Genomic DNA, 15,362 nt, shown 5'->3' on the forward strand with positions numbered 1-15,362 from the left:
CTCTACTGTTAGCTGTGCATAGCACGCAGCGCGCGGGTTCAGCCATGCATCACCGCACCTTGCGAATACCGGCGGGCTTCGGTCGCCACGGCGACTCACTTAACTTTACCGACCCATTCCAGTAGAATCGGCCCGCCGTTTTCGGCGCCACGATCCGTACGAAGCTGTTTTCAAAGCGTCACGAGCACAGTTGAACCGGCATTCGCGGATGCGCAGATCCCTCTACCCTGCGCATCCGGCATCCAAACCCGGCGTAAAACTTTGAAAACAGCTTCCGGATGCGCGTCCCGAGACACCCAAGGGACCACTGATGAGGGTAAATAACTGTGCTTGAAGCCTATCGCAAACACGTAGAAGAGCGTGCCGCCCAGGGCGTCGTGCCCCAGCCGCTGAACGCCGAGCAGACCGCAGGCCTGGTCGAACTTCTGAAGAACCCGCCAGCCGGCGAAGAACAATTTCTCCTCGATCTGATCACCAACCGCGTTCCGGCCGGTGTGGATGAAGCTGCCTACGTCAAGGCCGGCTTCCTCGCCGCCATCGCCAAGGGTGAAGCTACCTCTCCGCTGATCAGCAAGCAGCACGCCGTAGAACTGCTGGGCACCATGCAGGGCGGCTACAACATCGTCACGCTGGTCGACCTACTGGACAACCCGGAACTGTCCGACACCACTGCTGCGCAACTCAAGCACACCCTGCTGATGTTCGACGCTTTCCACGACGTAGCCGAAAAAGCCAAGGCCGGCAATGCCAACGCCAAGGCGGTGATGCAATCCTGGGCCGAAGGCGAGTGGTTCAAGAACCGCGCACCGGTTGCCGAAAAAGTCACCCTGACCGTCTTCAAGGTCACTGGCGAAACCAACACCGACGACCTATCTCCAGCGCCTGATGCCTGGTCGCGCCCGGACATCCCGTTGCACGCACTAGCCATGCTGAAAATGGCCCGCGACGGCATCAACCCGGACGTTCCTGGTTCGGTCGGTCCGCTCAAGCAGATGGAAGAACTAAAAGCCAAAGGCTTCCCGGTTGCCTACGTCGGCGACGTGGTCGGTACCGGTTCTTCGCGGAAGTCCGCCACCAACTCGGTGCTGTGGTTCTTCGGCGACGACATCCCGAATGTGCCGAACAAGCGCGCCGGTGGTTTCTGCTTTGGCACCAAGATCGCCCCGATCTTCTACAACACCATGGAAGACGCTGGCGCTCTGCCGATCGAGTTCGATTGCTCCGATCTGGCGATGGGCGACGCGATCGACGTTTACCCGTACAAGGGCGAAGTCCGTCGTCATGGCAGCGATGAACTGGTTACTACGTTCGAGTTGAAAACCGACGTCCTGCTCGACGAGGTCCGCGCTGGCGGCCGTATTCCGCTGATCATCGGTCGAGGTCTGACCGAGAAAGCGCGCGCGGAACTGGGCATGGGCCCGTCCGATCTGTTCAAAAAGCCGGAAGCGCCTGCCGAAAGCAATAAGGGCTTCACCCTGGCACAAAAGATGGTCGGTCGCGCCTGCGGTCTGCCGGAAGGCAAAGGCATCCGTCCGGGCACCTACTGCGAGCCGAAGATGACCACCGTCGGATCCCAGGACACCACTGGCCCGATGACTCGCGACGAGCTGAAAGACCTGGCTTGCCTGGGCTTCTCTGCCGACCTGGTCATGCAGTCTTTCTGCCATACCGCTGCTTACCCGAAGCCGATCGACGTCACCACTCATCACACCCTGCCGGACTTCATCATGACCCGCGGCGGTGTTTCCCTGCGCCCAGGTGACGGCATCATCCACAGCTGGCTGAACCGCATGCTGCTGCCGGATACCGTCGGTACCGGCGGTGACTCGCACACCCGCTTCCCGATGGGCATTTCCTTCCCGGCCGGTTCCGGCCTGGTCGCCTTCGCTGCCGCTACCGGCGTGATGCCACTGGATATGCCGGAATCTGTGCTAGTTCGCTTCAAGGGCAAGATGCAGCCCGGTATCACCCTGCGTGACCTGGTCCATGCGATCCCTTATTACGCCATTCAGAAAGGCCTGCTGACCGTCGAGAAGAAAGGCAAGAAGAACATCTTCTCCGGCCGCATTCTCGAAATCGAAGGCCTGAACGAACTGACCGTCGAGCAGGCCTTCGAGTTGTCTGACGCCTCCGCCGAGCGCTCCGCTGCAGGTTGCACCATCAAGCTGCCGGAAGCTGCGATTGCCGAATACCTGCAGTCCAACATTACCCTGCTGCGCTGGATGATCAGCGAAGGTTACGGCGACGCTCGCACCCTGGAGCGCCGCGCTCAAGCGATGGAAGCCTGGCTGGCCAAGCCGGAGCTGCTGGCTGCCGATACTGACGCTGAATACGCTGAAATCATCGAAATCGATCTGTCCGAAGTCACCGAGCCGGTCCTCTGCGCACCGAATGATCCGGACGATGCCCGCCTGCTATCCAGCGTACAGGGCGAGAAAATCGATGAAGTGTTCATCGGTTCTTGCATGACCAACATCGGTCACTTCCGCGCCGCTGGCAAGCTGCTGGACAAGGTCGAAGGTTCGCTGCCGACCCGCCTGTGGCTGTCGCCACCGACCAAGATGGACCAGCATCAGCTGACCGAGGAAGGCTACTACGGTATCTACGGTCGCGCTGGTGCACGCCTGGAAATGCCGGGATGCTCGCTGTGCATGGGTAACCAGGCTCGAGTGGAAACCGGTTCGACGGTGGTCTCCACGTCGACTCGTAACTTCCCCAACCGCCTGGGCGATGCCACCAACGTGTACCTGGCCTCTGCAGAATTAGCAGCGGTCGCTTCGATCCTTGGTCGACTGCCGACTGTCGAGGAGTACATGGTTTACGCAGCGCAAATCGACACCATGGCAGCAGACGTATATCGCTATCTAAGCTTCGATCAGATCGCCGAATTCCGCGAGTCCGCGGCCAAAGCCAAGATCGATGTGGTTGCCGTTTAAGGCTGTAACGCTCCAATGAAAAAGCCCGCCTCGGCGGGCTTTTTCTTGTTTCGGGTTCACATCCGACAACTTATCTGCTCCAGTGGTGCGCATCGGAATTTCTATATAGGCGAGCATGAAAAAACCCGGCAATGCCGGGCTTTTTCATGACACTTGGCACAGATTATTGAACCTGCGCTTCAACCTCAGCTTCTACGCGACGGTTGATTTGACGACCTGCATCGGTGCTGTTGTCAGCAACCGGGCGGGTTTCGCCATAACCGACCGAATCAACACGCTGGTTTTCCACGCCGTACTGATTGACCAACACGTCGCGAACGGCCTGAGCACGACGCTCGGACAGACGCTGGTTGTACTGATCGGTACCCACCGAGTCAGTGTGACCTTCAACGGTGGTGCTGGTCTGCGGGTATTGCTGCATGAAGTCAGCCAGATTCTTGATGTCGCTATAGCTCTCTTCACGAACACGGGCTTTGTCGAAATCGAACTTGACGTCCAACTCAACACGAACCAGTTCTGGTTCCGGCTCTGGCTCGGTATCAACGATCGGAGCCGGTGCCGGCTCAGGAGTCGGCTCGACCTGGGCGACCTGCTGCTGTGCGCCGCCACCGAAGTTCAGACCTACGCCTACGCCTGCCATCCACTCGCTGTCGCCGGCATCGATGTTATGCATGCCGTCAACACTAGCCTTGGCAAAGAAGTTCTCGGTGAAGTAATACTTCAGACCGGCACCAATATTTGCGAACGTGCTGTGATCGCGACCGCTACGTGCAGCCTGGCCGATGCTCTGGTGAGCCATGCCAGCAGAAACGTAAGGACGCAGACCGACGCCCGGCTGGCCGAAGTGGTAGGCCGCATCAAGTGAAGTCAGGCTACCCTTGATGTTCTTGTGACCGCCGCCCGCTACCGGCTCGTCCGATGTGACGTCGTGATATTCACCATAGGACAGGCCCAGGGAGACATCGTCAGTGAGGAAATAGCTGGCGCCAGCGCCATAGAGCTCGCCTTCGTCTTCGAAGCCACGGGAGCTATCGGAGAAGTAATGCTTACCGAACGCTTCCACCTCTACTGCGCCTTGGCCTTGGGCCAGCGCGCTAACAGAAGTGGCGGCAACCAACGATCCAATTACAACGCCTAAGGTGTTTTTAAGCTTCATCCGTAAATCCCCATCTGGTGGTTAGTATCAGAACAATCTAAGGAAACCGGCTAACTAAGGCCCAAGCTGTTCGCTACCACTATGACAACTTCGAGCAGTTAAGTTTCAGCTATACCGGAAAATTTTTCGCGCAGCTTATCGAGGGCCCGCTTGTAACGCATCTTCGTTGCGCTTAGTCCCATATGCATAATGTCAGCGATCTCTTGGAACTCAAGTTCCGCTACAAATCGCAGCACGAGGATTTCGCGGTCTATCTGATTCACATGCACGAGCCAGCGCTCAAGCCCGGCCTTCTCAGTAACAACCGGACTCTTTTCTTCTGATGCTTCTTCAAGCGGATCCAGGCTCAGCGCATCGAGCAACCGTCGTTTGCGCCGCTCTTTGCGGTATTGGGTAATGCACTCGTTATAAGTAATGCTATATAGCCAGGTTTTAAACTTCGATTTCCCTTCGAAGTTCTTCAACCCGTACAGTACTTTGAGCATCACCTCTTGACATACGTCATCGGCGTCTCGGTCGTTACCCAGATAGCGGGCGCATACATTGAAAAGAGTGCGCTGATATCGCCGCATCAATTCTTCATAGGCACGCGTTATATGAAACAACTCGACATGGGCACGCTGCACCAGCTCTTCGTCAGAAAGCTGGCGTGGGTCATAGCTCATGGTGGGCGAATGGGCTTTAGTCAAGACGCTTCGAACCGGCAATCATGGTCGTGGCCACCGTTCACGGGAACCAGCGAAAAGGGGCGGCGCACTTTAGCAGATACCGAGCCTAACGGCTGCCGACACGCTGCTCCAGCAGAACTCTATTTGCAATCGAAACCAATTCGCCATCATCGGTAAGCAGCAAGGTTTTCGCTGTTCCGATTTCCTCGATTTCACCGCTCAGATCCAAGCCTTCGAGCCTGACGCGCTGCCCCACTTCGTAAAGTTCACGTACATAGATGCCAGCAAGAATCTGGCTGACCAGTTCGCGACTGCCCAAGCCAAGAGCCAGCGCAACGGCGAGCCCGACGGAGATCAGGGCGATGGCGATCACGTAATTGAGCAGCTCGGTCTTCACTTCCAGCTGACCAATGGCGACCGAGATGCTGATGATGATCACAAGCCCTTGGGCCATTCGTCCAAGGCCGCTGGCATACTCAAGGCCTACACCTTCTGCAGCGCCTCGCACCAGGCCGCTGGCCAACTGCGCCAACAACACACCGGCAAGCAGGATAAGCGCTGCCCCAAATACCTTCGGCACGTAAAGCGCCAGCATATCGAGGACCGCCGACACCCGTGCCAACCCAAGGGATTCGGCAGCCGACACGAGGAAAATCAGCAGTACAAACCAGTACACGGTCCTGCCGATCAAGGCGGAAACTGGCATACGGATCCCAGCACGGCCAAGCAGCTTGGTCACACCCGTACCAGCTACCAGCCGATCGAGACCTACCTTTGCCAGCACTTTTGAGAGCAATGCGTCTAGTAATTTGGCGACTACGAACCCGACCGCCACAACCAGCAACGCACCAAACAAACGTGGAATGAAAGCAGCAATTGGCGCCCAAAGTGCGCTCATTGCACCTATCAGGCTTTGGCTCCAGGGATCGAGTTCCATGATCAGTCAGCCTTATCGAAAGAAGAATTGGGCGAGAGGCGACGCGTTACCGCCGAGGTATGCGGAGTGCGGCTGCTAAGTGCGATCAGTACTGCATGGAGCCAATGGCCCATCAGGCCGAACAGGTCGCCCGCACCAACCTGGCGGTTGGCAGTTTTCAGAACACGGTCCAGACAGGCATCGTCATCCCGTGCCGGCTGCTCATTGAGCATGTTCCGCAGCGACTCTTCAAAGGGATCGCGCATGTTCACCTCGCTAAACTATCTGACCTAGACGGCATGTAGGCGCAGGCAGTCACATTCACACCCATTTCAGGCGCCGGAAAACCCACCACTGAAACCCCGCAACCGCGGCAATCATTGCGCAAGCCAAGGCGAAACCGTACGAATTCTCCGATCCAGGAATGCCACCAACGTTGATTCCAAGCAGTCCGGTAAGAAAGCTCATCGGCAGGAAGAAGCCGGTGATAATGCCAAGCAAGTACATGGTTCTGTTCATGCGTTCACGCATGCGCCGCTCTTCCGCCTCGAGAACCAGGTTGGCCCGTTCACGTACCAATTCCAGCTCTTCGAGATAGCGGATCAGGCGGTTGCTCAGCTCATTCCAGTAGTCCGTGTCGTCTTCGACGAACCAGGGCAGCCGATTACGAGTTAATTGACCATATATCTCGCGCTGAGGCAGCAGAAAACGGCGTAGACTTGCGGCTTGCCGGCGCAGCGTGAGCATTTTGTCCTGAGGCGGCGTGTAACGCTCATCGGTTTCGATGCGGTCCTCTTCCGCGTCCAGTTTCTCAGTCAGGACCGCAACCAGATCATCTACTCGATCAGTAAGCGCATCAGCCAGACCGAGCAGTATCTCCGAAGAAGTCTTCGGCCCAACACCAGCCTCCAACTGTTGAATAACCGCCTCGGTGGAGCGCAGCGGACGCAAACGCAGAGTGATGACCCGACGCGCACCGGCGAATACTCTCAACGAGACCATGTCCTCCGGCTCGGCGTCAGGATTGAGGTTAACTCCGCGAAGAAACAGCAGCAGCTCGTCGCCAGGCAACGCAAGCGACCGCGGCCTTGTGTTCTCTTCCAGTAGAACGTCGCAAGCGAAAGCACTTAGTCCGCTGCGCGTGCGTAGCCAGCTCTGAGCGGCGGGCTGGCTACGATCCCAGTGGAGCCAAAGGCTCTCCGCCTCGCTCAGTTCTAGAGCAGCAAGATCGGTATAAGCGATCTGACGTGCCCCGCCGCGCCCATCCAGCACCAAGGCGTGCAGCAACCCTGATTGGGCATTATCCTCAGACAGCATCTTCGCCTCTTCAAACTGCAAAAAGCCCGGCAAAGCCGGGCTCGGGTAACCGAAAAGCTCGAATCAGCCCGGTATTTTCAGAGATTCAGGCGAAACCAGAATGCCATTGTTATCGGCATATATGTATTCACCAGGGCGAAACGTCACGCCACAAAAAGTCACCGGAATATTCAGGTCGCCAACACCGCGCTTATCGGTTTTCATCGGATGGCTGGCAAGCGCCTGGACGCCGAGCTCAGTCTGTGCAATGACATCCACATCACGGATGCAACCGTAGATGACCATTCCTTCCCAGCCATTGCGGGCAGCCTTCTCGGCCAGCATATCGCCCAACAGCGCACGCCGCAGCGATCCGCCACCATCCACCACCAGAACCTTGCCGGTACCCTCTACGTCAACCTGCTCCCTAACCAGCGAGTTGTCCTCGAAGCATTTGATGGTGACGATCTGTCCGCCGAACGAATCGCGGCCGCCAAAATTGCTGAAGATCGGCTCGACAACCTGAACCAGGTCAGGATAGGCATCGCACAGATCAGGGGTGACGTATTGCATAAAACCTCCTTCTCGCATAACCGTTTCGAACCTCGACGCCAGCCCAGCCACCGTCGCAAACCAACGGACCTCCCGTGAAGGCATCAACTTGAAGCCGTCGGCGCCTGGGACAATCCAGGAACCGCAAAGATCGCATGCAACAAAACATGCGCTCTTCGCTTCAAGGAAAAAGGGGCGGAAGATCCGCCCCTTTTTTTGCCTGCGAGATCAGTCGATCTCGGCATCCGCCAGGAAGAACCAAGTATCCAGAACCGAGTCCGGATTCAACGAAACGCTTTCGATGCCCTGCTCCATCAACCACTTGGCCAGGTCCGGATGATCGGAAGGACCCTGACCGCAAATACCGATGTATTTGCCCGCCTTGTTGCAGGCTTCGATCGCGTTGGCCAGCAGCTTCTTGACCGCCGGATTACGTTCGTCGAATAGGTGCGCGATGATGCCCGAGTCGCGATCCAACCCCAGGGTCAGCTGAGTCATGTCGTTGGAGCCGATGGAAAAGCCGTCGAAGAATTCGAGGAACTCGTCAGCCAGCAACGCATTGGACGGCAGCTCGCACATCATGATGATGCGCAGGCCGTTCTCGCCACGCTTGAGGCCGAACTGGCCGAGGATATCGATGACCTGCGACGCCTCGCCCAGGGTGCGCACGAAGGGCACCATCAGCTCGACGTTGGTTAGCCCCATCTCGTCGCGGACCTTGCGCATTGCGCGGCATTCGAGCTCGAAGCAGTCACGGAAGGATTCACTGATATAGCGCGAAGCGCCGCGGAAGCCGAGCATCGGGTTTTCTTCTTCCGGCTCGTAGAGCTTGCCGCCGATCAGGTTGGCATACTCATTGGACTTGAAGTCCGACAGCCGCACGATGACCTTCTTCGGCCAGAACGCAGCGGCCAGGGTGCTCACGCCCTCGACCAGCTTCTCGACGTAGAAATCGACTGGATCGCCGTAACCGGCAATGCGCTTCTCAACGCTACCCTTGACGTCGGCTGGCAGCCCATCGAAGTTGAGCAGAGCCTTCGGATGAACCCCGATCATGCGGTTAATGATGAATTCAAGGCGAGCCAGACCGACGCCTTCGTTCGGCAACTGGGCGAAATCAAATGCGCGATCCGGGTTTCCGACGTTCATCATGATCTTGAACGGCAGCTCAGGCATGGCGTCGATGGAGTTCTGGCGAATATCGAAGCCCAGCTCGCCCTCGAAGATCAGGCCAGTGTCGCCTTCGGCGCAGGTGACAGTGACACGCTGGCCATCCTTCAGCAGTTCAGTGGCATTGCCGCAACCCACGACCGCCGGGATGCCCAGCTCACGTGCAATGATCGCCGCGTGGCAGGTACGACCGCCGCGGTTGGTGACGATGGCGCTGGCGCGCTTCATCACCGGCTCCCAGTCCGGATCGGTCATGTCCGACACCAGAACGTCGCCCGGCTGAACCTTGTCCATTTCCGAAACGTCACGAATGATCTTCACCGGGCCCGCGCCGATACGCTGACCAATAGCGCGACCTTCGACCAGCACAGTACCTTTTTCCTTGAGCAGGTAGCGCTCCATGACGTTGGCGCTGGTGCGACTTTTCACCGTCTCGGGGCGAGCCTGAACGATGTAAAGCTGACCATCATCACCATCCTTGGCCCACTCGATATCCATCGGGCGGCCGTAGTGTTTCTCGATGATCATTGCCTGGCGGGCCAGGTTGCTGACTTCCTCGTCGGTGAGGCAGAAGCGCATGCGTTCGGCCTGATCGACATCGACGGTCTTGACCGACTTGCCGGCGCTGGCTTCTTCGCCGTAGATCATCTTTATCGCCTTGCTACCCAGATTGCGGCGCAAGATTGCCGGGCGGCCTGCTTCGAGGGTGTGCTTGTGCACGTAGAATTCGTCGGGGTTGACTGCACCCTGCACGACGGTCTCGCCCAGGCCGTAGGCACCGGTGATGAAGACCACGTCACGGAAGCCGGATTCGGTGTCCAGCGTGAACATCACGCCGGCAGTGCCGGTTTCGGAGCGCACCATACGCTGCACACCGGCGGACAGGGCGACCAGCTTGTGGTCGAAGCCCTGATGCACGCGATAGGCAATGGCACGGTCATTGAACAGTGAGGCGAAAACTTCCTTGGCCGCGCGGATCACGTTGTCCACGCCACGGATATTGAGGAAGGTTTCCTGCTGACCCGCGAAGGAGGCATCCGGCAGGTCTTCGGCGGTTGCCGAAGAGCGGACCGCGACTGCCATTTGTTCATTGCCAGCAGCCATTTCGGCGAATGCGGTACGGATGTCGGCGTCCAGCTTGGGCGGAAATTCAGCCTCCATGACCCAACCGCGAATCTGCGAGCCGGCTTTGGCGAGGGCGTTGACGTCGTCCACGTCCAGCGCATCGAGAAGCGCATGGATTTGCTCGTTGAGACCGCTGAGCTCCATGAAATCACGATAGGCCTGGGCCGTAGTGGCGAAACCACCAGGTACCGAAACACCCGCACCTGCGAGGTTGCTGATCATCTCGCCCAGGGAGGCGTTCTTGCCCCCTACACGCTCAACGTCATGATTGCCGAGCTTATCGAGGGAAACTACGTACTCTACCAAGGTGATCTCTCCACGTTATGTTGGAAACTCGGTTCGTGCCCATCCGCGGCACGTTGGCCTGGCCCTGCGAAATAAGTAACAATGCCCGCCAATCGAGGCTCGGCGAAGGGGCCTACTATAGCTGAGAACCGTTCTTGACTTAAGGTCCCAGACGCAATGAAACGAACTGCATTTTTTATATCCGACGGCACCGGGATTACGGCCGAAACACTCGGCCAAAGCCTGTTGGCGCAGTTCGAAACGATCAATTTCACCAAGCTCACCCGGCCGTATATCGATACGGCCGAAAAAGCGCGGGCAATGGTACAGCAAATCAATAAAGCGGCGGAAAGCGACGGTGCCCGCCCGATCATATTCGATACGCTGGTGAACCAGGAGATTCGCGACATCCTGGCTGAGTCCAATGGCTTCATGATCGACATTTTTTCGTCCTTCCTTGCTCCGCTGGAACATGAACTGATGTCACGCTCCTCCTATTCGGTCGGCAAATCCCATTCGATCAGCCATAACGCCAATTACATGGAGCGAATCGACGCGGTCAACTTCGCCCTGGACAACGATGACGGTGCCCGCACGCACTATTACGACAAGGCAGATCTGATTTTGGTCGGTGTTTCCCGGTGCGGCAAAACGCCCACCTGTCTGTACATGGCGATGCAGTACGGCATCCGGGCAGCCAACTATCCGCTGACCGAAGACGACATGGAGCGCCTGCAACTTCCGACCGCTCTCAAAACCCACCGCGACAAGCTGTTCGGCCTGACAATCGACCCGGATCGCCTGACCGCCATCCGCAACGAGCGCAAGCCGAACAGTCGTTATGCCAGCTTCGCGCAGTGCGAATTCGAGGTTCGCGAGGTGGAAAATCTCTTCCGCCGCGAGAACATCAACTACATCAACTCCACACATTTCTCGGTGGAAGAGATATCTGCCAAGATTCTTGTCGAGAAAGGCGTCGAGCGCCGACTCAAATAAGTGCCGTTTCGCTAGACAACGAAAAATCCGCTTAGTGCGTAGTGCTGTTCACTTTAGGCGGTTCGGCAAAACACCACGGCGTAATGGCCCTGCTTTAGGAACGAGCTTGCTCACGAAGCTTTGCGTGGCCTGGTTCGCGAGCAAGCTCGTTCCTACGGAGCAGTGGAATTCGCTTAGGCCAGAAAAAACGCCGCAACCCTGCACAGGGTGCGGCGCTCATGGGTGAACGGCATTTCGCTTAGTGCGGACTTTCTGCGTCAGGCCTCTCGTTTTTTAACGCTACCGATTCCGACGTTGGCAATCACAACCCATCACCCGGCACGCGCACCCAACCTTCCATCAGGATCCGCGCGCTCCGGCTCATGCTTGCCTTCAGCACCGTCCATTCACCGTTTACCTGACGAGCTTCAGCACCCACTCGCAAGGTGCCGGACGGATGTCCAAACACCACCGCCGAGCGATCGCCGCCTCCGGCTGCCAGATTGACCAGCGTGCCTGGAATCGAGGCCGCGGTTCCAATGGCGACTGCGGCAGTGCCCATCATCGCGTGGTGCAGCTTGCCCATTGAAAGCGCGCGCACCAGCAGGTCGATGTCAGAGGCGCTCACGGCTTTGCCACTGGATGAAACGTAGTTGGTTGGCTTGGCGACAAAAGCCACTTTTGGCGTGTGCTGACGTTTAGCGGCTTCATCGAGCGTCGCGATCAAGCCCATGCGCAGTGCCCCATGGGCACGAATGACCTCGAACATGGCCAGCGTCTTGGGGTCCCCGTTGATAGCATCCTGCAGCTCCGTGCCGGCGAAGCCGATGTCCTCAGCGTTGATAAAAACGGTCGGAATACCCGCATTGATCATGGTGGCCTTCAGGACACCAACGCCCGGCACGTCCAGGTCATCGACCAGATTTCCCGTGGGAAACATCGAACCGCCGCCCTCGCCTTCGCCTTCATCGGCGGGATCGATGAATTCCAGCACGATTTCAGCGGCTGGAAAGGTCACGCCGTCCAACTCGAAATCGCCGGTCTCCTGCACCTCGCCTTTGCTGACCGGCACGTGAGCGATGATGGTCTTGCCGATATTGGCCTGCCAGATGCGCACGGCGCAGACACCGTCCCGGGGAATTCGATCCGGCTCGACCAGCCCCGCATGTAGCGCGAACGCGCCGGCAGCTGTGGAGAGATTTCCGCAGTTGCCACTCCAGTCGACAAAGGCACTGTCGATCGACACCTGGCCATAGAGGTATTCGACATCGTGTTCAGGGCGCTCACTCTTGGACAGAATGACGCATTTGCTGGTGCTGGACGTAGCGCCGCCCATCCCATCGGTGTGCTTGCCGTATGGATCGGGACTGCCAATGACGCGCATAAACAGCTTGTCACGCGCCTCGCCCGGCACCTGCGCAGCGGGCGGGAGATCCTGCAGGCGGAAGAACACGCCTTTGCTGGTGCCGCCGCGCATATAGGTAGCCGGAATTTTCAGTTGCGGTGCATGAGCCATGAAGACCTTCCTCATCAAATGCTATGGCCTACTGGCCACAGCACGGATTCAACATCATAGGGAGGCGACGCTGCTGCCTTGAGCGCAGCAGTGCCGCCTAGCGACGCCCTCAGGATTGGTTGAGGAAATCCTTCGCGAAGCGCTGCAATACGCCGCCCGCCTCGTAGATCGATACCTCTTCGCCAGTGTCGAGGCGGCAAGTCACGGGCACTTCAAGCCGCTCGCCGTTCTTGCGCGTAATCACCAACGTCAGCGTGGCGCGCGGCGTCCACTCACCGAGCACGTCATAGGTTTCGCTACCGTCGATACCCAGCGTGAGGCGTGTGGTGCCCGGCTTGAATTCGAGCGGTAGCACGCCCATGCCAACCAGGTTGGTGCGATGGATGCGCTCGAAGCCTTCGGCCACGATCGCCTCCACACCCGCCAGCCGAACGCCTTTAGCCGCCCAGTCTCGGGACGAACCCTGGCCGTAATCGGCACCGGCGATGATGATCAGCGGCTGCTTGCGGCTCATGTAGGTTTCGATGGCTTCCCACATGCGCATCACCTTGCCTTCCGGCTCGACGCGGGTCAGCGATCCTTTCTTCACCTGGCCGTCGATCACGGCCATCTCGTTGACCAGCTGCGGGTTGGCGAAGGTGGCACGCTGCGCGGTCAGGTGATCGCCACGGTGTGTGGCATAGGAGTTGAAGTCTTCCTCTGGCACGCCCATTTTCGCCAGGTATTCGCCAGCAGCGCTGTCCAGCAGAATCGCGTTGGAAGGCGAAAGGTGATCAGTCGTGATGTTGTCCGGCAGAACCGCCAGAGGACGCATCCCCTTGAGCGAACGCTCACCTGCCAGCGCGCCTTCCCAGTACGGCGGACGACGGATATAGGTGGACGTTGGCCGCCAGTCATAAAGCGGGCTTTCCGCCTCGACCACGGTCCCGAGATCGAACATCGGAATATAGATCTGCTTGAACTGCTCCGGCTTCACCGACGCGGCAACGATGCGATCGATTTCTTCGTCGCTCGGCCACAGGTCTTTCAAGGTCACGGGATTGCCGGCCGAGTCATGCCCCAGCACGTCCTGTTCGATATCGAAACGCACGGTGCCGGCGATGGCGTAGGCGACCACCAGGGGCGGTGAAGCCAGGAATGCCTGCTTGGCGTACGGATGGATACGGCCGTCGAAGTTGCGGTTACCGGACAGCACCGCCGTGGCGTACAGATCTCGGTCGATGATTTCCTGCTGGATCTTCGGATCCAGCGCGCCGGACATACCGTTACAGGTGGTGCAGGCGTAGGCGACGATGCCGAAGCCGAGCTTTTCCAGCTCCGACAGCAGGCCCGCATCTTCCAGGTACAACTTGGCGACCTTGGAGCCTGGCGCGAAGGAGGTCTTGACCCAAGGCTTGCGCACCAGGCCCAACTCATTGGCCTTTTTCGCCAGCAGGCCAGCCGCAACCACATTGCGCGGGTTGGACGTATTGGTGCAGCTGGTAATGGCGGCGATGATCACCGCACCATCTGGCATCAGGCCCTGCGCCTCTTCAGCCAATGCCTTGTCCAGGTCAGTCGCGATACCGCGCTCATGCAGCGCTGAGGTCGGCAGACGGCGATGCGGATTGGACGGCCCGGCCATGGTGCGCTCGACGCTGGACAGATCAAATTCCAGCACCCGCTCGTATTCAGCATCAACCAGCGCATCGGCCCACAGCCCGGTGGTCTTGGCGTAATTCTCTACCAATGCCACCTGTTCTGGCTCGCGTCCAGTCAATTTCAGGTAATCGATGGTCTGCTCGTCGATATAGAACATCGAGGCCGTTGCGCCGTACTCCGGGCACATGTTGGAAATGGTGGCGCGGTCACCGATGGTCAGGCTGGCCGCACCATCACCGAAAAACTCCACATACGCGCCGACCACACGTTCCTTGCGAAGAAACTCGGTCAGTGCCAAGACGATATCGGTCGCCGTGATCCCGGGCTGACGCCTACCGGTCAGCTTGACGCCGACGATGTCGGGCAATCGCATCATCGAGGCGCGACCAAGCATCACTGTTTCAGCCTCGAGGCCACCAACACCAATGGCGATGACGCCGAGTGCATCAACGTGAGGAGTGTGACTGTCGGTTCCGACGCAGGTATCCGGGAAGGCGATGCCGCCTCGGGCCTGAATGACTGGTGACATCTTCTCGAGGTTGATCTGGTGCATGATTCCGTTGCCGGCCGGAATCACATCGACGTTCTTGAACGCGGTCTTGGTCCACTCGATAAAGTGAAAGCGATCCTCGTTACGGCGCTCCTCCACGGCACGGTTCTTCTCGAACGCATCCGGGTCGAACCCTGCAAACTCCACAGCCAAGGAATGATCGACGATCAGTTGGGTCGGCACCACCGGATTGACCTTGGACGGATCACCGCCTTGTTCGGCAATGGCATCGCGCAGGCCGGCCAGATCCACCAGAGCGGTCTGTCCGAGGATGTCATGACAGACCACGCGCGCCGGATACCAAGGAAAGTCGAGGTCGCGCTTTCGCTCGATGATCTGTTTCAGCGAGTCGGTCAGCATGGCGGGGTCGCAGCGACGAACCAGCTGCTCGGCCAGTACGCGCGAAGTGTAGGGCAGCTTGACGTAAGCGCCCGGCTGGATTGCCTCGACCGCTTCGCGAGTATCGAAGTAGTCCAGCTGGGTGCCGGGCAAGGGTTTGCGATGTTCAGTATTCATGCCGGAAGGACTCAATCCAGTAAATGTTCGGTGGAGAGGTTCGGAGGCCGGCGTCGCGAC

The 15,362-nt window shown here is 58.5% G+C and carries 11 protein-coding genes; 2 read left to right on the top strand and 9 right to left on the bottom strand.

From position 1 onward, the window contains the following. The first annotated feature begins 326 nt into the window (after positions 1–326). Complete coding sequence (gene acnB, locus NAV33_RS01935) at positions 327–2,936, top strand: bifunctional aconitate hydratase 2/2-methylisocitrate dehydratase (protein WP_255976314.1); 2,610 nt, start codon at positions 327–329, stop codon at positions 2,934–2,936. A gap of 163 nt (positions 2,937–3,099) precedes the next feature. Here acnB and NAV33_RS01940 read toward each other — a convergent pair whose 3' ends face one another. The 7 genes from NAV33_RS01940 to ppsA form a co-directional block, all read right to left on the bottom strand. After that, on the bottom strand, positions 3,100–4,092 hold the full coding sequence (locus NAV33_RS01940) for an OmpA family protein (RefSeq protein WP_255976334.1): 993 nt from the start codon (positions 4,090–4,092) through the stop codon (positions 3,100–3,102). A 98-nt stretch (positions 4,093–4,190) separates the two neighbouring features. Further along, positions 4,191–4,781, bottom strand: coding sequence for an RNA polymerase sigma factor SigX (gene sigX / locus NAV33_RS01945; protein ID WP_255976337.1), 591 nt, complete (start codon positions 4,779–4,781; stop codon positions 4,191–4,193). 85 nt (positions 4,782–4,866) lie between these two features. Next, positions 4,867–5,697, bottom strand: a complete 831-nt coding sequence (locus NAV33_RS01950) for a mechanosensitive ion channel family protein (RefSeq protein ID WP_255976340.1) — start codon at positions 5,695–5,697, stop codon at positions 4,867–4,869. Positions 5,698–5,699: 2 nt separating this feature from the next. After that, entirely contained in the window at positions 5,700–5,942 is a 243-nt protein-coding gene (locus NAV33_RS01955) for a CrfX protein (protein WP_255976343.1), read from the bottom strand. A 55-nt stretch (positions 5,943–5,997) separates the two neighbouring features. Further along, positions 5,998–6,993, bottom strand: coding sequence for a zinc transporter ZntB (locus NAV33_RS01960; protein ID WP_255976346.1), 996 nt, complete (start codon positions 6,991–6,993; stop codon positions 5,998–6,000). A 63-nt stretch (positions 6,994–7,056) separates the two neighbouring features. Further along, on the bottom strand, positions 7,057–7,545 hold the full coding sequence (gene rraA, locus NAV33_RS01965; RefSeq protein WP_255976348.1) for a ribonuclease E activity regulator RraA: 489 nt from the start codon (positions 7,543–7,545) through the stop codon (positions 7,057–7,059). A 207-nt stretch (positions 7,546–7,752) separates the two neighbouring features. After that, positions 7,753–10,125 carry a phosphoenolpyruvate synthase gene (gene ppsA / locus NAV33_RS01970; protein ID WP_255976351.1) on the bottom strand — a complete coding sequence of 791 codons (2,373 nt, stop codon included), beginning with the start codon at positions 10,123–10,125 and terminating at the stop codon, positions 7,753–7,755. 156 nt (positions 10,126–10,281) lie between these two features. Here ppsA and ppsR point away from each other — a divergent pair, with 156 nt between their 5' ends. Beyond that, positions 10,282–11,100, top strand: a complete 819-nt coding sequence (gene ppsR / locus NAV33_RS01975) for a posphoenolpyruvate synthetase regulatory kinase/phosphorylase PpsR (protein ID WP_255976354.1) — start codon at positions 10,282–10,284, stop codon at positions 11,098–11,100. Positions 11,101–11,401: 301 nt separating this feature from the next. On the opposite strand, the gene prpF is transcribed toward ppsR, so the two are convergent. Continuing rightward, positions 11,402–12,595, bottom strand: a complete 1,194-nt coding sequence (gene prpF / locus NAV33_RS01980) for a 2-methylaconitate cis-trans isomerase PrpF (protein ID WP_255976356.1) — start codon at positions 12,593–12,595, stop codon at positions 11,402–11,404. A gap of 109 nt (positions 12,596–12,704) precedes the next feature. After that, the gene (gene acnD, locus NAV33_RS01985) at positions 12,705–15,302 is read right to left on the bottom strand and encodes a Fe/S-dependent 2-methylisocitrate dehydratase AcnD (RefSeq protein WP_255976359.1); all 2,598 of its coding nucleotides are present in this window, start codon (positions 15,300–15,302) and stop codon (positions 12,705–12,707) included. Positions 15,303–15,362: the final 60 nt, after the last annotated feature.

This window comes from Stutzerimonas stutzeri (assembly GCF_024448715.1).
Lineage (GTDB): Bacteria > Pseudomonadota > Gammaproteobacteria > Pseudomonadales > Pseudomonadaceae > Stutzerimonas > Stutzerimonas stutzeri_AR.

Bases quoted from the DNA above. Each gene is read 5' to 3' on its own strand.
- NAV33_RS01940 (WP_255976334.1), bottom strand. From the start codon at position 4,092: ATGAAGCTTAAAAACACCTTAGGCGTTGTAATTGGATCGTTGGTTGCC.
- NAV33_RS01950 (WP_255976340.1), bottom strand. From the start codon at position 5,697: ATGGAACTCGATCCCTGGAGCCAAAGCCTGATAGGTGCAATGAGCGCA.
- NAV33_RS01955 (WP_255976343.1), bottom strand. From the start codon at position 5,942: ATGCGCGATCCCTTTGAAGAGTCGCTGCGGAACATGCTCAATGAGCAG.
- NAV33_RS01960 (WP_255976346.1), bottom strand. From the start codon at position 6,993: ATGCTGTCTGAGGATAATGCCCAATCAGGGTTGCTGCACGCCTTGGTG.
- rraA (WP_255976348.1), bottom strand. From the start codon at position 7,545: ATGCAATACGTCACCCCTGATCTGTGCGATGCCTATCCTGACCTGGTT.
- ppsR (WP_255976354.1), top strand. From the start codon at position 10,282: ATGAAACGAACTGCATTTTTTATATCCGACGGCACCGGGATTACGGCC.
- prpF (WP_255976356.1), bottom strand. From the start codon at position 12,595: ATGGCTCATGCACCGCAACTGAAAATTCCGGCTACCTATATGCGCGGC.
- acnD (WP_255976359.1), bottom strand. From the start codon at position 15,302: ATGAATACTGAACATCGCAAACCCTTGCCCGGCACCCAGCTGGACTAC.